The organism is Pseudomonas sp. LTGT-11-2Z (genome assembly GCF_003691445.1).
In the GTDB taxonomy this organism is placed as follows: Bacteria; Pseudomonadota; Gammaproteobacteria; order Pseudomonadales; family Pseudomonadaceae; genus Aquipseudomonas; species Aquipseudomonas monteilii.
Map to the genome: position 1 here is coordinate 1,658,843 of NZ_CP033104.1, position 21,543 is coordinate 1,680,385.

The following is a 21,543-nucleotide window of genomic DNA, read 5'->3' on the forward strand; positions in this document are numbered from 1 at the left end:
GGCCACTTTTTGAGTGGAGGGAGAAGTCATGTTGAAAGTTCAGGTTTTCCGAAAGAAAGTTGAAGCGACCGATATTCTCAGCTTTGAATTACGGGCGGTCGGCACTGAAGAGCTTCCTGCGTTTAGCGCAGGTGCTCATATCGATGTCCATATGCCAAATGGCATTGTTCGCCAATACTCACTGTGCAACTCCCCAGCTGAGCGTCACCGCTACGTCATCGGTGTTTTGAAAGATCCAGCTTCACGCGGCGGGTCGATTTCGATGCATAGCGAAATCGATGTAGGTGGGCTTATTTCAATTAGTGAACCGCGAAATCTTTTCCCGCTTGATGATGGCGGCGACAAGCATTTGCTATTTGCTGGTGGTATTGGCATCACGCCGATCCTGGCAATGGCACATGCGCTGCATGAGCGGGGAGCTAATTTCGAGCTTCACTACTGCTACAGGACCTCCGATCGGGCGGCGTTCGTCGATTATCTCAAAGCCTCTGACTTCAAGGATCGTGTCTATCTGCACGACGACAGTGGTGCCGAGGAACAGCGGATCAGCGCCCATGATTTGCTTGGGCTTCCGCAACCCGGCTCGCACCTCTATGTGTGCGGTCCCGGTGGTTTTATGAATTACATCTTGGAAACCGCTGCGGAACACCGCTGGCCGGAGTCTCAGGTTCACAGGGAGTTCTTCGCCGCCGCCCCAGTGAGCCACGAGGGCGACCAACCATTCGAAGTTGAACTTGCGAAATCAGGGCAAGTGATCCAAATCCCTGCTGACCGCACCGTGTTCGAGGTGCTTGACGACTGTGGCATCGAAATCCCCAGTTCTTGTGAACAAGGTGTCTGTGGCTCTTGTATCACACGAGTTCTGAAGGGTACCCCCGATCATCGTGATCAGTTCATGACCGCAGCTGAGCATGCCGCTAACGACCAATTTACACCTTGCTGCTCCCGCTCGAAATCGCCACGCCTGGTTCTCGATTTGTGAGTTCCGATAATAAAAACCTGATCGATGGAGGATGCCATGAGCACTTCTGCTGCTGAACAACTCGCCTATGAGGTTGCGCCAACGCCTAAAGCCACAGCCTTTCCACTAAACCAGTGGTATGTCGCTGCGCTGAGCTGGGAGCTCAAGGACAAACCTGTAGGGCGTACATTGCTCAACAAGCCTGTTGTCCTGTTCCGCATGGGCGATGGCCAAGTCGCTGCCTTGGAAGACCGCTGCTGTCATCGAGCGCTGCCTCTGTCTAACGGGACGTTGGAAGAAGCCGGGGTTCGCTGTGGGTATCACGGTTTGCTGTTCAACCAAGCCGGCAAATGCGTTGAGATCCCTGGCCAGGACAAGATCCCAAGTAAGGCAAAAGTACCCGCTTACCATGTGCGTGAGCGTGATCAGATCGTGTGGATCTGGTTTGGAGCTGACGCAGCATCCGAGCCTGATTGCGAGCCACCAGCATACGAGGTCCACAGTAGCGGAAAGTATGTTTTTGATGGTTCCGTCTACCACTACGACGCGCCGTATCAGCTCATTCACGACAACCTGATGGACCTGAGCCATCTGGGTTATGTGCACTTGAAAACTATTGGCGGGAATGCGCGGATTCACATGAACGCCGAGATGAAGGTTGAAAGTGAAGGTGACATGGTCCGGGTTGTACGCTACATGCCTGACTCAGTCCCACCGCCCACTTACACTGCCGCTTTCCCTTTCAAGGGCAATGTCGATCGTTGGCAGGAAATTGAATTTCATGTATCGCATCTCCGAATCTGGACCGGCGCGGTCGATGTCGGAACTGACTCGATGGATGATCCGGAGCGTGGCGGGTTCCATATGCGTGGCTTCCACGGAGTAACGCCAGAGACGGATACCACAAGCCATTATTTCTGGACGATGGCAACTAACCCAGTGAGTGATCCTGAGCTCATCAAGGCCAAAGTGATTGAACAAACAGTCCTGACCTTCGATGAAGACAAAGAAGTCATTGAAGCGCAGTACCAGAACATGCGTCGCTTCGGTGAAAAACCCATGATCGATATTCATGTTGATGTTGGAGCGAACCGCGCTCGACGAATCATCGACCAGCTCAAGCTCCAATAGCTTTATTGATGTATTCCCCGGTCATGCCCTAAGCATTGCCGTGGAGCCGACGTCCTTGCGTGCTAAATAAAAATAAGAGGTACACATGAGTAATCTGTCCCGTTACAGCCTGTCGTTTAAGAGAACGGCCGCGACACTCTGCGCTTCGGTGTTAACTGCCTACGGTTCAATGGCACACGCTGCAGATGAATCTAACTGGTGGCTGCGAATCGGCCCTGGCTACATTCAGTTCGACGAGGACGTCACATTGAAGGCATTCGGCAACACCATTCCAGGTGCCGGTGCCGACATGAAGAATAACGCTGCACTCATCGGTGAGTTGGGCTACCGCTTCGCGCCGAACTGGTCTGTCGCGTTGACGTTGGGCAACCCTCCGAAGACTAAGCTGACTGGTAAGGGCACAGCTGACGGACTAGGGACGTTGGGTAAAGCGAAATACGGGCCCGCCGGTATTTCGTTGCAGTACCAGTTCAACGAGAAAGGCGCCTTCCGCCCGTATCTGGGCGCTGGCCTGAGCTACCTGAAAATATTCAGCTCTGAGGACGGTGCTGTCCAGGATCTGGAAATCGACGATACCTGGGGTCCGTACTTCCAAGCCGGTGCCGAATACTGGTTTGGCGAGGGCTACGGCGTCTTCCTGGACGTGAAGAAGCTGTATTTGGAGACCGATGCGAAGGGCAACCTCGGTGGCGCGCCCGCAAAGGCTGAAGTCACTCTCGACCCGCTGGTCTTCCAGACGGGCTTGGTCTTCAAATTCTAAGTCACCTGCTATAGACGCGGAGCTTTTTCCGCGTCATGGAGGACATCATGCAAGGCACCAACGCAGCGGTTAGCGACAACCGCGGATACAAATGGATAGCCAGGGAAATAGAGCGGCTGGACCCTGAAAAGGACTTTGCCGAAATCTGGCGGCTGTCCACAACGTACTATGTGAACGACTTTGTGATGAACCTGGTTTACACGCTGGGCATCCCTGCTTTTACCCAACCGCCGGCGGGCAGCGTCGTGATGGGAGTAACGACAGAAAAAGCCATCAAAAAACCGCAGAAGCGTACCGACGACACCTTGCAGCATTTTTGGACCTGGTTCGAATACGGGCCGGATGATCCGAGGATGCAAGCTTCATTGGCGCATGTGAATCGCGGGCATGCAGCACTTGCCAAGCGTTCCCCTGGTACATTCCCGGCTCGCGATGTGATCTATACCACAGCCTGGATCGGGGCCAACCTGCACCGCTTGCGCCTGAGCGTCGGTCTTCCGGGTTTTACCAAAAATCAGCAAATCGCTTCGCAGCGCTACTGGGCCGCTATCTGCCGGCAATTCTGGAGTGAAGACGGTTTAGTCACTGAGTATCCGGAAAGCTTCGAGGCCATGCTGCAGTACATCGAGGATTACGAAGCCCAGCCATGGGAACAGGTTGAATCCGGGCGAGTGCTGACCGAGGCCATCATCAAGCAATTCGTGGATGCCTACTTCCCAGGCCCATTAGGGTGGATTGGCCGTCAACTCTATCTCTCGTTCCAGCTTCCCACCATCAACGGCTTGATGCAGTCCGGGAAACCTAACCCGATCATGAAGTGGGTGATGCGAAAGGGCCTGTGGTTCGGCTTAACGCTTCAGGAGCGTGTCTTCCCCGACCCGAAATTATCAACTCCAGAAAAGGCGCGCAGGAAACCGGTACGCCCAGGCCAACACATTGATCCGCCTACAGCCGAGGTGAAATGTCCTTTCCCTGGAGCGACTAGCCAACCCTCCATACCGTCCGCCGATTCATCTGGTTGCCCTTTCCACGCTGGCAAAGCGAACGGGGAAGCCAACAATTCCGACTTGAGGACTAACTGATGAGCAAGCCAGAGCATTACAGCCAGTTGCACCTTCAACCGATCGGTGGTGTCAGCCGCGCCGGTAGTTCGGATCGTGCGCTGACCGTACTGAACCCGTTCACCGAGTCCCCCCTCATTGAGATCCCGATGGCCACCAAGGCTGATCTGGATGAGGCCTACCTGGTTGCTGAAATAGCTCAGCTGGCCTGGGCATCGTTGGGGCCTTCTGCACGCTCCGCCGTTCTGCTGCGCGCAGCACAAATTCTCGACGAGCGCCACGACGAGGTGGTCAGCTGGCTGGTGAAAGAATCAGGCAGTACCGTGGTCAAGGCGGAGTTTGAATGGATGGCGGCGAAAGCCATCACCCTTGAGGCTGCATCATTCCCCAACCGCGTTCACGGGCGCATTGTAGAGACGGACATACCTGACAAGGAAAGCCGTATCTACCGCAGACCGCTTGGAGTGGTGGGCGTCATCAGCCCTTGGAACTTCCCTCTGCATTTGACCCAACGCTCTGTAGCGCCCGCATTGGCACTCGGCAACGCTGTGGTTATTAAACCAGCAAGCGACACTCCCGTAACAGGCGGTCTGCTACTGGCCCGCATCTTTGAAGAAGCTGGACTTCCACCTGGCGTTCTGAGTGTCGTGGTCGGCGCTGGAGCTGAAATCGGTGATCCGTTTGTCCAGCACAAAGTCCCGGGTTTGATCTCCTTCACAGGGTCTACACCGGTAGGCCAGAACATCGCTAAACAGGTGGGCAGTGGAAAATACCTCAAGCACGTCGCCCTTGAGCTTGGTGGTAACAACCCCTTCGTTGTGTTGGCTGATGCCGATCTTGAACAAGCCTCACATGCAGCTGTTGTAGGCAAGTTCCTTCACCAGGGTCAAATCTGCATGGCGGTAAACCGCTTCATCGTCGAGGACGCTGTGTACGACCGCTTCGTCGAGCTGTTCATTCAGCGTGTGCGTGGTTTGGCACTGGGTGATCCTGCTGATCCGAAGACCGCTGTAGGACCGGTGATCAACCGCAAACAGTTTGGAGGCCTGCAAAAGAAAGTGGAGCAGGCAAAAGCCGAGGGTGCGCACCTGGCTTATGCCGGTGAATCTTCTGGTTTGGTATTCGCTCCGCACGTGTTCACTGAAGTGCAGCCCTCGATGGAATTGGCATACGACGAAATCTTCGGGCCGATTGCAGGGATCATGCGTGCCCGCGACGCTGAACATGCCCTCGCTCTCGCCAACGACACCTGCTACGGACTATCGGCCGCCGTGTTCTGCCAAGACCTGGAGCGTGGCGCGCAATTCGCTCGCCGTATTCACTCTGGAATGGCTCATGTGAACGATATCCCAGTCGCCGACGCTCCAAATATTCCGTTCGGCGGGGAAAAGAATTCAGGGCTCGGCCGCTTCAACGGTGACTGGGCGATTGAAGAATTTACCACCACCCAGTGGGTATCGATTCAGGTGAAGCCACGCCCTTACCCGTTCTGACAGCGCAGGCTGCGTCTTAACCAAAAAGAGATTTTCAACATGATTTACGTCAATCCTGGACAACCTGGCTCCGTCGTTTCGTTCAAAGAGCGCTACGGCAACTACATCAACGGCGAATTTGTCCCACCTCTCGCAGGCCAATACTTCACCAATTCGTCTCCAGTTAACGGTGCAGTGATTGCCGAGTTTCCGCGATCGGGGGCTGACGATGTAGAAAAAGCGCTGGATGCAGCGCACGCGGCAGCCGATGTCTGGGGGAAAACTTCAGTTCAGGATCGTGCGCGAATCCTGTTGAAAATCGCGGATCGGATCGAGGCCAATCTTGAGATTCTCGCAGTGAGTGAAACGTGGGACAACGGTAAGGCGGTACGTGAAACCCTTAATGCTGATGTCCCACTGGCTGCAGATCACTTCCGATACTTTGCAGGCTGCATCCGTGCCCAGGAGGGCGGAGCAGCTGAGATCAATGAACACACTGCGGCCTACCATTTTCATGAACCGCTGGGTGTGGTTGCCCAAATCATTCCCTGGAATTTCCCGCTGCTGATGGCTGCGTGGAAACTCGCTCCGGCATTGGCTGCAGGCAACACCATCGTCCTCAAGCCTGCGGAGCAGACCCCTCTTTCGATCACCGTGTTTATCGAGCTAATTGGTGATCTGTTGCCGCCGGGCGTCCTTAACATTGTTCAAGGCTTTGGCCGCGAAGCTGGTGAAGCACTGGCTACGAGCACGCGAATAGCCAAAATCGCGTTCACCGGTTCAACGCCGGTCGGCTCTCACATCATGAAATGCGCTGCGGCGAGCATCATCCCGAGCACTGTTGAGCTGGGTGGGAAAAGCCCGAACATTTTCTTTGAAGACATCATGGCGGCAGAGCCAGAGTTCATCGAAAAAGCTGCTGAAGGGCTGGTCCTGGCTTTCTTCAACCAAGGGGAGGTATGCACCTGTCCTTCACGAGCTCTCGTTCAGGAATCGATTTTCGAGCCCTTCATGGACGCAGTACAGAGGAAGATGAAGGCCATCAAGCGTGGCAACCCTCTGGACACTGAAACCATGGTAGGTGCTCAGGCGTCGCAACAGCAGTTTGAAAAAATCCTGAGCTACCTGGACATTGCTCAAGAGGAAGGGGCCGAACTACTCGCAGGTGGCGCCTCCGAAGCCTTGGATGGTGATCTCTCCAGCGGGTACTACATACAGCCTACGCTGCTCAAGGGTCACAATAAAATGCGAGTCTTCCAGGAGGAGATCTTCGGACCTGTAGTTGGGGTGACCACCTTCAAAGATGAAGCTGAAGCGTTGGCCATCGCGAATGACACCGAATTTGGCCTCGGCGCCGGCCTGTGGACGCGCGACATCAACCGTGCGTACAGAATGGGTCGTGCTATCAAGGCTGGCCGAGTATGGACCAATTGCTACCACCTCTATCCCGCACACGCGGCATTCGGCGGCTACAAAAAGTCTGGTGTAGGTCGTGAAACCCACAAAATGATGCTCGACCATTATCAGCAGACCAAAAACTTGCTGATCAGCTACGACATCAACCCTTTGGGCTTCTTCTAAACACAACAGGGGTAGCGGTCAGCTCAATACCTGAGCCCGCCACCTCCCGTTCATACGTTCTAAATCTTAGTTACCAGTCGCGTAGCAAGCACCCGGCTGCGCGTGTGAAATGCCTGAGAGTAAATTGAGGTCATTATGAAAACTACTGTCGCGATCATCGGCGCGGGCCCCTCGGGGCTTTTGCTGGGTCAACTACTTCATAAAGCTGGCATCGACAACGTCATTATCGAAAGACAAAGCCCTGACTATGTATTGGGCCGAATTCGTGCCGGGGTTCTTGAGCAAGGAATGGTGGACCTTCTCCGCGAAGCTGGCGTGGCAGAGCGAATGGAGCGTGAGGGCCTTGTTCATGACGGCTTCGAGTTGGCATTCAACAACAAGCGCGTCCATGTCGACCTGAAAGCGTTAACCGGCGGTAAGACCGTCACGATCTACGGCCAAACAGAAGTAACAAGAGACCTCATGGCGGCTCGGCTCAAGAGCGGTGCCACCACGCTTTACTCCGTGCCGGACGTTGAGCTTCACGAACTGAAATCCGACTCACCCTATGTGACGTTTACCTATAACGGTGAGAACGTACGCCTTGACTGCGCGTACGTGGCTGGATGTGACGGTTATCACGGCATCTCCCGTAAATCCATTCCAGAGGGTGTGCTCAAAGAATTCGAACGTGTCTATCCGTTCGGTTGGCTAGGCGTGTTGGCAGATACGCCTCCAGTGAACGATGAGCTGATTTACGCCAAGCATGAACGTGGATTTGCCTTGTGCAGCATGCGATCACCCACTCGCACACGCTACTACGTTCAAGTTGGTTCGGAAGAGAAAGTCGAAAACTGGTCCGATGAGCGCTTCTGGGATGAGCTAAAGAGCCGGCTTCCCAGCGAAACGGCTGCCAAACTGATCACAGGTCCCTCCATCGAAAAGAGCATCGCGCCCCTGCGTAGCTTTGTCGTTGAGCCAATGCAGTACGGGAACCTCTTCTTGGTCGGTGACGCGGCGCACATTGTTCCACCCACCGGGGCGAAAGGACTCAACTTGGCGGCCAGCGATGTGAGCACTCTGTACTCAATCCTCGTGAAGGCCGTTATGGAGGGACGCAAGGATTTGATAGAGCGTTACTCCGAGGTGTGCCTCAAGCGTATCTGGAAAGCGGAGCGCTTCTCCTGGTGGCTGACGTCGATGCTGCATAAATTTCCGGGCACTGACGAGTTCACGCAGCGAATGGTTCAGACCGAACTGGACTACTTTGTCGAGTCCGAGGCAGGGCTGAAGACGATCGCTGAAAACTACGTAGGGCTTCCCTACGAAGTTATTAATTAAGATAAGTCCTTGTTAGCGAAGCCAAATCAATGGCTTCGCTTCTAGTATTTACAGTTCTGAAAAAGCTGGGTTTCACAGGGGAATGTCGTCGTCAAAGCTGTCGCTGTAGTGGCGCATGTCTTCGGGGGTCGGCTGAGGAACGTTTTGAGCCTGGCCGCCGACGGCTTGACCGCGTGGCTGACCCTGCGGTTGATTGGTCGGACGCTGACCGCCGCCAGACAGAGATACGTGTTCGACTCGGTGTGGAAGAATCGAGATCCGGCTGGCCTCGACCTTGAGTGCAGACACCTCCTCGCCGCTCTGTTTATCCGTCCAGCTATCCATGATCGCGCGACCAATCACCACCACGCGCATGCCCTTCTGAAACAGAGCCGCAAACCGCTCGGCATCCTGATGCCACCATTCGACGTTGGCCCAGAAGCCACCCCGATCCTTGTAGCCACCCTGGCCGTCAGGGATCGAGTTGTCGAACATCACATTGAGTCGCAGCATGTGCCGCGGATCTTTGTTGCCGTTGGCAAACGACCGGTGCTCAGCGGCGTTACCAACGTTGCCTTCCCAAACTACTGGTGTACCCATGGTGTATCTCCCGTTCAGTGTTGAGGTGGGTTCATGACCTGCTGCAGTCGAGCCTGATATTCGGCTTCGGCCTGCCCCATCTTTTCTGCGCATTCGGCGGCCTGTTTGCCGATGGAGTGGATGAGGCTGATCTGCATGTTCAGGGTGATTCGGTGTTGCTCCAGGGCAAACAGGTCCTGCAGCAAGTGGATTGGTGTTTTGGGGGCGTGAACCATCTGAGCCCATACGCCGACACCCATGCGCCGCTCTTGCACGCTTTGCCAGCGAAGAAAGGTTGTGCCAGCTGCTGTGTTTTGCTCGATGAGCCTGACGGGCAGCAGAGCGAATGGATGTTGGCGAACCTGGGCCAGTACTTCCTGGGTAAGGGTGCGCAGCCCCGCCTCCAGCGATGCGCACTGCTCCGCCAACTGGACCAGCTCCCCCTTACCTTTAAAGGGCTTTAAAAGGCCTTTTAGTGAGGCACTCTGTTGCAGCCCCTGATAGGCACCCTGTTGCAGCGGTTTGAAGGCACTCTGTTGCAGTGCCTCCATTGGTCGGGTGTCCGATCGCATGAGCGTCATGCCTCGCCTTCGAATTCGTCATCCACATCCTCGACCGGGCCTGCGGAGCCACGGCGGATGGGCGGGGCGAAGTTCGAGCGGCGGGTGCCTTCCAGGATGTCCTGGGGGATATCGCCGTAGCGCTTGTACATTTCGCGCGCGTTTTCAGCCCGGGCATTGTTGGCGGCGAAGTCGTCACGCGATGCGCCGGAGAAGCGATGGAGCTGGGCCAGCCCAAAAAGACTGCGCAGCAGGTGAGCACCTTCATCGATCCAGATCTCGCCATCGCGGCGACCGATCATGGCGACGTGCTGAGCCAGCAGGATGCGGCGGACGACTTCGTCGTACTGAGTCAGTAGATGGACGCCCTTGAAGCCCAGCGGGTTGGAGATGAAGAGCGGCAGCTTCAGCGGCTGGATGGAGAGGTTCTCGCCGATTTCGAGTGCTTTGGGGAGTTGGGCCATCACTCCATCAAGGCGGCTGTCGATGGCCTTGAGGGCATCATCTACCTCCTGGATTTTCTCCTCGATCCTGATCATCCACCAGTCGGAGTACGGGTCGTCTTGCGCTGCGGCGCGATCGATCTGGTTGATCTTGAGGCAGAAGCCAGCCAGCCCAAGAATGCTGTGTTTGTCGTCGGTCTTCTGGCGACCCAGCCAGATTCGGGCGGCATGGTGAGTGTGGAGAGTCAGCTGGACCTGGCTCCTGAGGGAGCCGATGTTGAGCTGATAGTTGTCAGCCATGGACATGGTTTCCTTATATAAGGTGGGTGAACGATGTCCATGCTGCTGTCGGGCCGTTTGTGGCGCAGTAATAAATGAAGAACCCGGTGTGCTGGATTTGTCATTGGTTTAACGGTGCCTTGGAGATGTGGCCTGCACCACTATGAGGTGTTGCCAGTGGCAACAGCCGGTCACCGTCGCCCCCGGGAGAAGACCGTGTGTTGGTTGGGCTGTGCGTAGTGTTGCCAGTGGCAACAGTGGGTAAGCCGTCGGCGCCGGTGAAGACCGCCTGGCAGTCGGCGCTGCTTGGTGTTGCCAGTGGCAACAGTCGGCCACCGTCGCCCCCCGGTGAAGACCGTGTGTTGGTTGGACTGTGCATAGTGTTGCCAGTGGCAACAGCCGGTCACTGTCGACGCGGGTGAAGACCGTGTGTCTGGTTGGCTGTGCGTAGTGTTGCCAGTGGCAACAGTGGAGAAGTTGTTCGGGCCGATGAGTGGCGGGCTGTTTTCCCGCGGGAGCACCGCTCAGATGGGCGGCATCGGTGGATGGTGTTGCCAGTGGCAACACGCCCTACCATTGATGTGGCAGCAGCATGCCTGCCCAGCCAGCCATCGCCAGGAACGGACCCAAAGGAATTCTTGAGGTGCTGGACAGAGCTTTTTGCAGCTTGAGGTATCCACATGCCAGGGCTGCAAGTACTAGGGTACAACCTGCTGTCCAGGGAAGTGCCTGCCAGCCAGTCCATGCCCCAATTAGGGCCAGCATCTTGAAGTCGCCAGCGCCCAGGCTTTCTATGCCGGTAATGAATTTGACCAGGTGGAAAACTGACCAAAGGCTCAAATAGCCCATGGCACAGCCCCAAAGTGCCTCGTGCAGTGTCGTGAAAACTCCAAAGGAGTTGAGTGCGAGACCGATCCAGAGGATGGGTATTACCAGCGCATCCGGCAGCATATGGTGTTCACTGTCGATCAAGCTCAAAGCCAGAAGACACCAAGTGAACACCAGGGCAAAGAATGCCTGCATGGTTGGCCCATAATGCACCGTCACCACTAACGACAAGACAGCGCAGCCGATTTGCGCGGCCCAGGTTCCACGCACCGGAGATCCGGTCGTTTGAAGCTCGCAAGGATTATCGAGATCCAGCCCGAGTAGTTCCCGAGCATCCCGCTGCCATTGTTGCTCGAGGAAAGCAGGCAACCAGCAGGCAACCCAAGTACTGAGGCGACCGGCCAGCATGCCCAAAACGATGGAGCCAAGCCCTAGGGTGATCTCAAGCCCCATCCACTCACTCATCGGTGGACTCCTCGCGGCGACGTGGGTCAAGCAGGGCTTGGAGCGAAGTCAGGGCGGAGTTCGCTGTCTGCATCGAGGTTGCTGTCGGTGCCGGCTTTTGGGCGGGGGACTGGGCAGGGCGTGCAACCGTCCGTGCCGGTGGAGGCGTTGGCGTCGGAGTTGCGGCGGGCGCTGAAGGATTCCACTCAGCGTTGAAGTCGCCCCGGATGGCCTTGCCAGCAAGGGTCGTCAGGTATGCAAGTGGCTTGGCCACGCTCCCAGTTGTGCATCGATGTTTCCACTGGTTGATCACCGCCTCTCGGACATGCTCCGGTACAGGTCCCATAATCTCTCGTGCTTTCACACGGTCCTCTGGCTTGAGAAGATCCAGGGCAAGCAAGCAATTCACACCTGCACTCTCGCGCGGTTGTACAAAGCTTTTAGATACAGACTTGTCTGTATTTGTATACGTACTGTCAGAGTTCGGATTCCGAACTGAGGGTGTACTCAGCGGTTTTAGGCTGAGTTCGGATTCCGAACTGAGGGGAAGATCTCCCTGTTTCGCTGAGTTCTCACTGAGTTCGGATTCCGAACTCAGTCCTTCCGGGGCTAAATCTTGCTGAGTTCGGATTCCGAACTCAGGTGCGGGCAGCGCGTTATGCTTGGTCTCTACAGCCCAAGTCTGGGCATTCAGCCGATCGCTAATCGTGTCAATGCGCGAGGGAAGGCGTCGGCCCACGTCGGGATCGCTGGTGAATTCGCGCCAGGTGATCGCTGCGATGTCCTTGATCGCTTTGTTCTGATGCTCCATGGATTGCATCAGCAAGGTCATGTAGTCCTTGTCGAACTCCAGGGCCTCTGCCGGTGTTACTGGCTCGTCGTGGAGCAGATAGACATTCCCCTGAACCTGTCCGTTGATCTCATTGCGGACGGTCCTACCCAAGCTCAACCAACGAGTTAGACGGAGCACGGTGAGGGCCTTTGCCACGGTTTCTCGAGAGGCATGTTTCCCTGGGTTCATGCCCAAGTATGGCCGTAGCTGGTCATAGGTGGGGAAGGCAGTGATGCCATCTTCGTTGACAAGTAATCGGAATACTTGCCAACAATTACGTTCCAAGGGGGTGAGCCGATTGTCGAGCAGGAGCTTACGCGGGACCGTTTCATGCGGATTACCGCTGAATATGATCCCGGAGTAGGGGGTAGCAGGTGCAGCAGTAGGGGCGGTGTCCTCAGCTCTCTTCTTCTGTACATGGGCCTCGAGTTGCCCCGAGGCCGAATCTAGGAGCGTGGAAATCGGGAACCGTGCGAGCTTCATTTTCTATGTTCGCCTTCTCCAAAGTGAGCGGAGGCGGGGCAGCAGTCCTCGACACGGCGTATGCCACCCTCGTCCAGCAGAGTGAGTTGTCGACGTTCAGATACTCGGGACTTTTCCTTGCTGCTGGGATACAGGCCTTGTTCGATCCACTGAGTGATACGAGACCAGATCTGCGCAAGCGTTAAGCCATCTGTGCTCAGTTCTTCTGCAACCAGCATGGCAACGTCGAGCATGGCCAGGCTGTCCTCGAGCTCCACTCGGTTTTCACCCATCAACTTGGTCCAGCGGTGCCAAATATGATGATCTTGATCCTCGGAAAGCTCGGGCCAACGTCCGCGCGGGGCTCGAACCCCAATGACGGTACGCTGAAGGGCGATCTCCTGAGGTGTGAGCCCGAAGAACTTGTTGAGCAAGCTTGTAGTGGCACCCAAGCGGATTGCCCGCTCAATAAGGCGGGTTTCCTCTTCTGAGCGAGCAGCCCCGGTCAGAAGCTTGAGGATCATCGAGCTGTTGATAGACACGTTGACCCAACTGACCGGTGTGTTGCGGAGCAGGCTGAGTACTGTTGGATGCTGGATCTGGCCCAGCACCTCGGGTTCAACCCCCATCTCCACACAGCGCTGGAGTTGGCCATTGCGCATCAGGTCAAGAAGCTGCGACAGAACTGCTTCGTTAAGTGTTGACTTGGACATTGAGACTCCCTCCCATTCATCTCATCGAGTGTTCAGATGCCCTGGGCTTCCGAGGACCGTTTGAACTCTTCGATTTCCAAGTCGATCAACCGGCGAGCCAGTCGAATGATGCGGAACAGTTTGACCAGCGCGCCGTCGCTCAAACGGCCGTCGTCTCCTGGAGACTGTTCAGTACTCAAGGGCTGGCCCAGCAGCAGTTGTCCTAACCCGGCTGCAAATTCAAACTCACCTAATGCGCTGGCAGGATCTGGTTGCTCGTTCAGCATTTTCAGAGCGATAGCCATGGCTCCGCTCAATGACTGAAGCAGCGTCACGGTATGTTGAGCTGTTGCAGTGATTTCGACATCGGTGTCGGGCTGTTTGTATTTGAAACCGATCCCGCCATCGATTGCCTGGATATCGCCTGGGCCGTTGACGGACTCGAGAATCTCAACTGCCAGCTGGGCTACCTGGTTGCGCAATTCTGCAGCTTGGTCAATCTGCCGCTCGATGTACCAAAGGTCTGTGATGGGGTGCAGTCCCCCGGCCTGTACGGGAATGGCGACCAGACAGTTCGCGTTGAAATCGGGTAGGGTTTCCCCACTGAGGGCGGCAACCTTCGCTTTGGTCTCGATCACTCGCTGGCTGAGATTCGCTGGGGACGCAATGTGCCCTGCAACTCGCTCCTGCTGCTCCTCTGGTGTGAGCAAGGCTCCCGGCGCTGGGGCTGCTGGCTGGGGTGGTGTATGCGGAGACCGCTGCGAGCGACCAGTACCTTCAGATGGTTGTTGCGATGGCGGAAGGGTAGGGCCTGCCCCAGTGCCTGGCGCAGGCGCGGGTGGAGTGGACGTCGAACTGGTGATCGGCAATTCAACCACCGGCGTCGAGCGACGAAGCTTGTCCTGCTGTTGAGTGATCTCCAGCAAGATGTCCTCATAGCCCAACAGCAGCGATTTTTTCATCGTGCCGATGAGCTCGTCCTGGAAACGCTGGAACAGGAACTCTTCTGCCTCGCCTTCGAACTGGGCAAGGACGTCCTGGAACAACATCTCGAAGTCGACGCCTTCATTGCTGTAGTGCTTGTCCCAGCAGGCCAGTGCTGACTTCCTTAACGACAGTATTTTCTCGATCTGTGGCTTGCCGAGACCATTGTAGAGGAGAGCAGGTACGGCAGGGAGCAGGTGCTGAACCGTGTCTAGCATCCTGCTGATATGAGAAGGAGAGATTGGGTATCCGTCCTTCGTCAGACGGCGAGAGAGTTCTCGAATCCCAATCACCTCCCCACTCTCGGATTCATACAGCGCTTTTGCGTTCCCCACACCCACGGCGCGCTCGATGAACTTGAGTTCACCCTTGAGATCCTCAGCTAAGTGGCCGGTGAGCATGATGATCTCACCGCGGGCTTGGTCCCAAGGGCGGAACAGCACGTGGAGGCGCTGGTACAGCGGGTCGTTGGTCTCTTGGAACAGCTCCTTCAAGATCGAGATGCGAGTATTGCCACCGTTGCGAATACGGTACTTCTCTTCCCCTGGCCGGCGAGTTACAGGCGGGGGGGTGTCGAGGCCGCGGTTGCGTATCGACTCCTTGAGTTCATCGTACCGAGGGTTACGGGTGGTACGAGGGTTGTCCTCCCAAGGGAGGACCTCGTCGATGCTCAGCACGAGTGGGGTATCAGCGATAGGGTCGCTCATGGCGGCGGTGGAGCCTGTAGGGCTGAAGCCTGGAGCCAGGAGCTTGGCTTTGAGGTCTGTAGCGGCCATATCAAGCTCCTACCGCAGCAATGTGGGACAGACCCAGTGGAGTTTGCTTGCGGACCAGGTGCAACACCTCCTGGATGTCGGCCTGTGTAGGAACGGCGTTTTGCAGCAGGCGATCGATGATCTTGTAAGCGCGAACCAGCTCTGACTTGAGATTGTCGTCTGCTGAACCGGCCTGGACCTGAGCAGTATTGTGTTGGTCATTGAGCAGCGATTGCTCAAGACGCTCAATAATCTCGCTGTTCATAGAGCGATGGTTGTCGCGGGCGACTTGAGCGACACGTTCACGCATGCCATCAGGCAGGCGAACCACAAATTTGTCAGCGGTGCGGGAATTGGTTGCGTTCATGGTGTTCTCCTTACTGGCGGCGCTTGAGTTGGTCGGTGAGCTGAGTGGGCAGGTTCTTGATCGTCAGCGAGCCGGTGTCGGCGTCGTAGGTGACGTTGGAACCGAGTAGGTGCGCCTCAAAGCTGATCGACAGACCTTCGGCGCGGCCGGTGAAACGGCGGAACTGGTTGAGAGTGCGCTTATCGGCCGGGATCTCCGGGGATAGGCCGTAGTCGCTATTGCGGATGTGGTCATAAAACGCCTGAGGGCGGTCTTCATCGAGGGTCTGGGACAGCTCTTGAAGAGAGAGGGGCTGCCCCAGCTTCGTTTGGGTGGTGGCATAGTCGAGCAGCGCGTGGGTTTTCTCCCGGGCGCTTTCTTCTGGGAGATCTTCTTTCTCGACGTAATCGGTGAATGCTTTGAGAAGCGTGCGGGTTTCACCTGGCCCGTCGACGCCTTCTTGGCACCCGATGAAGTCGCGGAAGTAGTCCGAACTCTTCCTGCCGTTTTTGCCTTTAACGAAAGAAATGTACTGCTTCGAGTTTGGGTTGTTGCGCCACTCGCTCAGGTTGATCCGGGCCGCGCAGGAGAAGTTGCTGGTGTCCAGGTAGCGAGAGGCGACAACATTAAGATCACCGTCGAGGCCGACGGTTTCGACCTGCTGGAGGACAGCGATCATCAGGTATTCAGTCAGGCCTTGTTGGTAATGGCTGAAGAGCACGTGGCCGCCGGTAGACAGGTTGACCTCTTCAATCAATTTCTGCAGGTGTTCGACAGACACACGGCTGAAGCTGGTGAAGTCTTGCTGCTCCTCCAGGTACTGTTTCAGCCAACCGCTGAATGGGTACGCACCCGACTCCCCATGGAAGAAGCCCCACGCTTTGCCTTGCTTGGCGTTGTAGCTGTCGTTCAGGTCGGCCTGGAGGTTCTCGACGGCATCCGTAGCCGGTAGCTCTGTGTCACGAGCGTGAAGTACGGCCGGGTTGCCGTCGGGCTGCTTATCGAGCTGGTGAACGATTGCATGTCGGATTGGCATTATTGAATCCCCCGGGACATGTTGTTTTGGGCCTCGGCACGGCGGAGCAGCGCTCGAGTATTGCGCTCGGTACGGCGGTCGCTGGGCGTGCAATACGTGAAGATCGGTGTAAAGCCGGACTTGCTGAATTTCAGATGCCCGCTGTTGGAGCGGGAGAGAGTCCAGCCTTCGGAGAGGGCGAATTCGGCAAGCCGGCGAACACTGTCGTGCGCGCCGCGAAGGAGGTTACGCATTGGATCCGGCCTCCTTCTGGCAAAGCGCATCACCGGCTTGGATGGCCACGATTTCCGGAGTGCAGCCGGGGTATTGAGTGGCCAGGTCGGTGAGGAACTCACGTGCTGTTTCGCGCGATCCAGGAATGCGGAAGACCACGGTGCAATGATGAGCCTCGTCATCGGAGCTGGTCAGATAGGGGGTTACTGCCACCTTCAGACCGCAGCTCAGGAGATGTCTTGGTACCCATACGGACCAGAAATAGTTGGTCAGCAGGGCTGGTTGGCCAAGAAGGGTCGCTGCCAGCGTTCCAGCATCATGGCTTTCCAGCTCGATGTACTGCAGCCGGGCAAGCTCTTGCATAGCCTCATTCAGCTCAACAGGCACCGTGGTTTCACCGAACTGGGTGAGCCGTGAGATAACCTGGCCGAGAGCATCCAGCCAAACCGCGTTGACGCCAGAGTGGTGCGCAAAGGCCAAGGCCGACTGGTCGGTGTTTGCGATCGCAGGGATCGAAGGGTAGATCTGCTCAACTTGCATTGGGCACCTCCGAAAGAGGATTGAGGTCGTAGCTGCCGCAGACCGGGCATACCAGGACCTCTGCCTCACCTTCAGGGGTGTGCTCGGCGGGATGCACCTGCCGTACTTGATGCAGTGCGAAGTGCCGGCCACAGCTATGGCAGGCATGCGTAATCGGATGGGGTTGCATGGACGTCATGCGGCAGCTCCTTGCCAATGATCGGCAGTGAGGTTTGCGAATCGGGTTTGGTTGGCGATGAAGGCAGCCCGGACATAGCCGACGGGGCCATTGCGGTGTTTACCAATGATCAGTTCGGCAACGCCTTTGAGTTCGGTGTCCTCGTTGTACACCTCGTCCCGATAGACAAAGAGGATGAGGTCCGCGTCCTGCTCGATAGCCCCGCTGTCCCGTAGATCAGCATTCACAGGGCGCTTATTGGGACGGCGCTCGAGGTCCCGATTGAGCTGGGAGAGGGCCATGAACGGGCAGTTGAATTCCTTGGCGATCCCCTTCAGTGATCGGGATATTTCGCTGATTTCGTTGACCCTGTTTTCTTGACCAGGACTCCGCATGAGCTGCAGGTAGTCCGCCATGATCAAGCAAGGCTTCCCGAAACGCCGGCTAGCACGTCGAACCTTGGCTCGCATAGCGGCAGGGGTCAGGTTCGCGCTGTCATCGATGACCAGTCGGTTGCCATAGGCGTTCATGCGATGGACGGCGGCTGATAGTTTGGGCCAGTCCTCATCCTGCAGCTGACCCGAAAGTAGCCTGCTCAGATCGATGTGGCCCAGAATGGCCAGCATTCGATAAATCAGGGCCTCGGTAGGCATCTCCATGCTGAAAACCAGCACGATCTTGTCAGGCGAATTGGTCAGCGCAGCATCGACGGTGCTCAAGCAGAACGAGGTTTTGCCCATGGAGGGGCGCGCGCCTACGATGATCAGATCGGCTGGCTGCAAACCACGGGTCATCTCGTCAAGATCGGTGATCCCGGTCGGCACACCGGTCACGGTCACATGGCCATTGAAATTGGCGTCGATCTTGTCGACGACAGAGAGCAATGCCTCATTCATGTCGGTGAATTCGCTAACCACACGACCTTCGCCCAGCTTAAACAGCTTCTGCTCTAGCGTGTCCTGGACCTCAGCCGCGTCAGCGGCGAGTTCAGCAGCGTCCCGAGTCCCCTGAAAACACAGGGACATGATGCGGCGGAGATGGGCGCGGTTGCGCACGATCTCAGCATACGACCGGATATTCGCTACAGACGGAGTGTTCTTGGCCAGCTCTGCCAGGTAGGAGAGGCCTCCAACCTCCTCAGGGATGGCCATCGCCTCAAAAATCGTCACTATATCGAATGGGCTGTTTTTCTCTGACAGCTCCTGGATGGCAGTGAAGATCAGCCTGTGTTGGGATAGAAAAAAGTCGTCGGCCTGCAGTAGATCACCGACCAGATCCCAGGCTTCGTTGTCCAGCATCAGCCCGCCCAGAACGCCTTGTTCAGCCTCGACGGAATGAGGAGGGGAAAGGATCAGATCGGTCATCTGGCACCTCCCTGGGCAATTCCTGGCTGTTCACTGCGGCCTACTCCCCGGTGGAGCTGAGCACGCTGACCCTGCTTAATTCCTTCGTACAGCGAGCTACGATCGTGGCCCTTGGCTTCGCTTGGCGTGATGTCGAAGCGCTTCAACTCAGGGTGATGTAAGGTCAAGTAGGCACTGATATCAGCCTGGATATCTGGGGCTAGGTCACCAGCGAATTCTCGAACTTTGTAGGCCACTGCCCCGATCCAGCCCTCAGCAAAGAGTTGGCCGCGACGTCGTTTGGTCTTCAGCTGACACCGTTTCTGCTGCGAGACATGCTCGCGACGTGCTTTCTGCAGTTGCAGGACGAGGCTGCTGTAGGCATAAGCAGCCAGATCCGGGCCGATACCCTTGCCCAGGAACTTGAAGCAGTACCCTTTCAATGGGTGGTAGTAGGAGAGGTGGCTGCAGTCGAAAGCGGCTGCGCACGTTGCGGCCAGGGAGTGCAGCCAATCAGCGGGGGAGCGGCGAGTGCCAGTGGGGACGCTTGTTTCTAGAACCTGGCTGGCTCGAAGTTCGTCGGACTCGATGTTGTACTTGGCCATGAGCGAGCGGGCCTGGCGCAATGCGGTTGCGGCCTCGTTCGTGTTTGCCCCCGGACTATTGGCCAAGGACATCAGCTTGGTGACCTTGTCGAGGATCTTCTGCTTGTCCATCATGAACTCTCCCCGGCGCGGCGAGGTCGGCTGCGCAGCGCGGATGCGATCAAGGCCAGGGAGTTCAGTACGCCGAAGACACAGAGCGCATAGGCTGAGTAGACCGCTCCCTGCAACGCGAGCTCGACATGGGGGGCTTTGAAGATCGAGCCCAAGCCATAGGCAGTGGCCAGTGCCACAGAGCAGTTCATGAGATACAGGCAAAGCGAGCCCGCGAATTGAGATATGAGGGCAAAGCTCATGCTTGGCCCTCCTGCCTGTCCGCTGCAGGCACCAAGGCCTCTTGCCAGAGGCGAAGGGTCTCGCGTTCGTCTGCTGTCAAGGCAGCCAAGCCTACAGCTTCGGCCACTTTCTCCTGCAGGAGCCGCAGGCGTTCCTCAACCGATGAACCATCGTCATAAGCAAGGTGGCTGGTCAGGTCGCTGATCATGAAGTAGCGGAGTGATCTGACATTACCTGCTCGGTGTTGCTCCACTGAATGCCCATGGAGCCGAGCAGGTGTCTTCAGCTCGTTTCTGATGTAAACGTTGAATTCAGAAGGGTTGTAGGAGGTGTTTAACTGCCGTGCACGATTCAGAATGAGTGCGGCTTTGATCGTCTCCAGCAGTTCTTCGTGAGTTTCGGTAGGCAAGGGGAACGTACGGGCTACCAGCTGTTTCGACTGAGCATCACGCGCATCTTGCCGGCGTTTCGTTTCTTTCTCGGAACGAACGCGCTTTTCCTTCGCATGGGTCACGTTGTGACCGATCGAATCAACGAGTTGTGCGGCACTACGCAGTAGATCGCGCTGTTCAATGCTCAGAAGGTCACCGAGCGATCCGAGCAAGCCGGCACCCATCTTCCAACCGTTGGCTAGCTTGTGCAGGTCTCCAGACGCGGATGTCAGCTTTTTCTGGATGCCGCGTAACTCATTGGAGCTGTAGAGTTTCCCAATCCTGAGGACTTCATCGGCCGTGATCCCGGCAGCCTCGGTTATCGCGTGCTTACTCATCGCGGCGGGCCTCCTTGGCGATCTCGGCAACACGCTCTTCGGTCATTGCCTCGAAGCGGTCTTTCCATTCTGGGAACGCCTCGATAGCCAGGTTGCGGATGACGTTCAGCGCCGACGGCGACTTACGGTTCGACGGTTGACGATATTCAAGCCGATGCGCTGGCACGCCTTGGCTCGCGGCTTTCTTGAAGATGACGGCATCTGGGATGATCGATTGCAGGACGGTGTAGTCAGGGTTCCCGTCGAAAATTTCACGGACGGTACGGTGGATCTCGCGTGCGTCAGCAGTTTCATCCAGGCCGTTGATGATGATGTTGATGTGGGGAATGGTGAGGCCGAGGCGTGCGTAACTGCGCAAGCCATCCATCATATGGATGGTCCCACGGCTGAATTCGCGCGCGGCCAACATGTTCGGGGGGAGGGGGGAGAGGATGATGTCGGATGCAAGAACGACCATCTCCAACATCGCAGAGCGGGCGCCCTGGGTATCAAAGAGGATGAGGTCGTAATTGGCATCGAAAGCCGACATCAGGTTGGCTAGTCGCAGTCTGCCATCAGGCGCCTGCAGTATGAGGTTGTTGAGCTGGTTGTTGGCGTCGTTCGAGATGATGACGTCGAGATTCTTGATCGACGTGCGGGAGATGATCTTGGCCGGGTCGGTCTCGTTGTACGACAGCAGCTCGAAAATGCCGCCCGGGGCGGTGTACTCCAGGGGGAAATAGGAGGATGCGGAAGGCTGGACGGGGTCCAGATCGATGAGGAGGGTGCGCAGCCCGGCGTCTGCAGTGAATGCCCCCAGATTGGTGGATCCAGTGGATTTACCGGTGCCGCCTTTGGTGGAAACCTTACCTGCTCGTCTTGCTTTCTTCGGATGTGTCATTGCCATGCCTCTAATGTGGATTTCATTAGAGGCTGCTTAGCTAGGCGCTGGAATGGTGCTTAAAACCCCTCCCTAGGTGGAAATTTCGGCCTAGATCCCAATTGTCTTTTAACCAATTGGTCGTAGGTTCGAATCCTACACGACCCACCATACTCAATACGTCAAAGCCCGCTACCGGCAACGGTCGCGGGCTTTTTC

General features: G+C 56.6%; 23 protein-coding genes. 7 read left to right on the forward strand and 16 right to left on the reverse strand.

Annotated features, from left to right (window positions below; all coding sequences use genetic code 11):
- The first annotated feature begins 28 nt into the window (after nt 1-28).
- The 7 genes from D8767_RS07675 to pobA all read left to right on the forward strand — a co-directional run bounded on the left by D8767_RS07675 (nt 29) and on the right by pobA (nt 8,286).
- Nucleotides 29-982 (forward strand): PDR/VanB family oxidoreductase, encoded by a 954-nt coding sequence (locus D8767_RS07675; protein WP_003137458.1) that lies wholly within the window; start codon nt 29-31, stop codon nt 980-982.
- A gap of 36 nt (nt 983-1,018) precedes the next feature.
- Nucleotides 1,019-2,092: an aromatic ring-hydroxylating dioxygenase subunit alpha gene (locus D8767_RS07680; RefSeq protein WP_019486332.1), complete on the forward strand. Its 1,074-nt coding sequence runs from the start codon at nt 1,019-1,021 to the stop codon at nt 2,090-2,092.
- Nucleotides 2,093-2,177: 85 nt separating this feature from the next.
- Nucleotides 2,178-2,852: an OmpW family protein gene (locus D8767_RS07685; protein WP_019486331.1), complete on the forward strand. Its 675-nt coding sequence runs from the start codon at nt 2,178-2,180 to the stop codon at nt 2,850-2,852.
- A gap of 47 nt (nt 2,853-2,899) precedes the next feature.
- A complete protein-coding gene (locus D8767_RS07690; protein ID WP_023094434.1) occupies nt 2,900-3,934 on the forward strand; it encodes an oxygenase MpaB family protein in 1,035 nt (344 codons plus the stop codon).
- Nucleotides 3,934-5,406: an aldehyde dehydrogenase family protein gene (locus tag D8767_RS07695; protein WP_003137455.1), complete on the forward strand. Its 1,473-nt coding sequence runs from the start codon at nt 3,934-3,936 to the stop codon at nt 5,404-5,406. Before D8767_RS07690 ends, D8767_RS07695 begins: the two co-directional genes overlap by 1 nt.
- A gap of 39 nt (nt 5,407-5,445) precedes the next feature.
- A complete protein-coding gene (locus D8767_RS07700) occupies nt 5,446-6,966 on the forward strand; it encodes an aldehyde dehydrogenase family protein (protein WP_019486330.1) in 1,521 nt (506 codons plus the stop codon).
- A 135-nt stretch (nt 6,967-7,101) separates the two neighbouring features.
- Nucleotides 7,102-8,286 (forward strand): 4-hydroxybenzoate 3-monooxygenase, encoded by a 1,185-nt coding sequence (gene pobA / locus D8767_RS07705; protein WP_003137454.1) that lies wholly within the window; start codon nt 7,102-7,104, stop codon nt 8,284-8,286.
- Nucleotides 8,287-8,358: 72 nt separating this feature from the next.
- Here pobA and D8767_RS07710 read toward each other — a convergent pair whose 3' ends face one another.
- From D8767_RS07710 to D8767_RS07790, 16 genes are all read right to left on the reverse strand, one after another.
- Entirely contained in the window at nt 8,359-8,865 is a 507-nt protein-coding gene (locus tag D8767_RS07710) for a single-stranded DNA-binding protein (protein ID WP_023660703.1), read from the reverse strand.
- Nucleotides 8,866-8,879: 14 nt separating this feature from the next.
- Nucleotides 8,880-9,425, reverse strand: coding sequence for a DUF3158 family protein (locus D8767_RS07715; protein WP_023660702.1), 546 nt, complete (start codon nt 9,423-9,425; stop codon nt 8,880-8,882).
- The gene (locus tag D8767_RS07720; RefSeq protein ID WP_023660701.1) at nt 9,422-10,147 is read right to left on the reverse strand and encodes a PFL_4669 family integrating conjugative element protein; all 726 of its coding nucleotides are present in this window, start codon (nt 10,145-10,147) and stop codon (nt 9,422-9,424) included. The genes D8767_RS07715 and D8767_RS07720 overlap by 4 nt, the downstream gene beginning before the upstream one ends.
- A gap of 549 nt (nt 10,148-10,696) precedes the next feature.
- Nucleotides 10,697-11,419, reverse strand: a complete 723-nt coding sequence (locus D8767_RS07725; protein ID WP_055985449.1) for an A24 family peptidase — start codon at nt 11,417-11,419, stop codon at nt 10,697-10,699.
- Nucleotides 11,412-12,713, reverse strand: a complete 1,302-nt coding sequence (locus tag D8767_RS07730) for an STY4528 family pathogenicity island replication protein (RefSeq protein ID WP_060546214.1) — start codon at nt 12,711-12,713, stop codon at nt 11,412-11,414. Before D8767_RS07730 ends, D8767_RS07725 begins: the two co-directional genes overlap by 8 nt.
- Nucleotides 12,710-13,405 (reverse strand): DUF2857 domain-containing protein, encoded by a 696-nt coding sequence (locus tag D8767_RS07735; protein WP_023660699.1) that lies wholly within the window; start codon nt 13,403-13,405, stop codon nt 12,710-12,712. Before D8767_RS07735 ends, D8767_RS07730 begins: the two co-directional genes overlap by 4 nt.
- Before the next feature lie 32 nt (nt 13,406-13,437).
- Nucleotides 13,438-15,144: a ParB family protein gene (locus tag D8767_RS07740; protein WP_023660698.1), complete on the reverse strand. Its 1,707-nt coding sequence runs from the start codon at nt 15,142-15,144 to the stop codon at nt 13,438-13,440.
- 1 nt (nt 15,145) lies between these two features.
- On the reverse strand, nt 15,146-15,490 hold the full coding sequence (locus tag D8767_RS07745; RefSeq protein WP_023660697.1) for an Arc family DNA-binding protein: 345 nt from the start codon (nt 15,488-15,490) through the stop codon (nt 15,146-15,148).
- 10 nt (nt 15,491-15,500) lie between these two features.
- Nucleotides 15,501-16,505, reverse strand: a complete 1,005-nt coding sequence (gene yejK / locus D8767_RS07750; protein WP_023660696.1) for a nucleoid-associated protein YejK — start codon at nt 16,503-16,505, stop codon at nt 15,501-15,503.
- A complete protein-coding gene (locus tag D8767_RS07755) occupies nt 16,505-16,738 on the reverse strand; it encodes a hypothetical protein (RefSeq protein ID WP_060546216.1) in 234 nt (77 codons plus the stop codon). The genes yejK and D8767_RS07755 overlap by 1 nt, the downstream gene beginning before the upstream one ends.
- Nucleotides 16,731-17,258 carry a hypothetical protein gene (locus D8767_RS07760; RefSeq protein WP_023660694.1) on the reverse strand — a complete coding sequence of 176 codons (528 nt, stop codon included), beginning with the start codon at nt 17,256-17,258 and terminating at the stop codon, nt 16,731-16,733. Before D8767_RS07760 ends, D8767_RS07755 begins: the two co-directional genes overlap by 8 nt.
- Before the next feature lie 174 nt (nt 17,259-17,432).
- Nucleotides 17,433-18,779, reverse strand: coding sequence for a replicative DNA helicase (gene dnaB, locus D8767_RS07770; protein ID WP_023660693.1), 1,347 nt, complete (start codon nt 18,777-18,779; stop codon nt 17,433-17,435).
- The gene (locus tag D8767_RS07775; RefSeq protein WP_031324260.1) at nt 18,776-19,474 is read right to left on the reverse strand and encodes a DUF2786 domain-containing protein; all 699 of its coding nucleotides are present in this window, start codon (nt 19,472-19,474) and stop codon (nt 18,776-18,778) included. Before D8767_RS07775 ends, dnaB begins: the two co-directional genes overlap by 4 nt.
- On the reverse strand, nt 19,474-19,716 hold the full coding sequence (locus D8767_RS07780; RefSeq protein ID WP_023660691.1) for a hypothetical protein: 243 nt from the start codon (nt 19,714-19,716) through the stop codon (nt 19,474-19,476). Before D8767_RS07780 ends, D8767_RS07775 begins: the two co-directional genes overlap by 1 nt.
- Nucleotides 19,713-20,465, reverse strand: a complete 753-nt coding sequence (locus D8767_RS07785; protein ID WP_023660690.1) for a hypothetical protein — start codon at nt 20,463-20,465, stop codon at nt 19,713-19,715. Before D8767_RS07785 ends, D8767_RS07780 begins: the two co-directional genes overlap by 4 nt.
- Nucleotides 20,458-21,345, reverse strand: coding sequence for a ParA family protein (locus D8767_RS07790; RefSeq protein ID WP_055985452.1), 888 nt, complete (start codon nt 21,343-21,345; stop codon nt 20,458-20,460). The genes D8767_RS07785 and D8767_RS07790 overlap by 8 nt, the downstream gene beginning before the upstream one ends.
- Between the last annotated feature and the right edge of the window lie 198 nt (nt 21,346-21,543).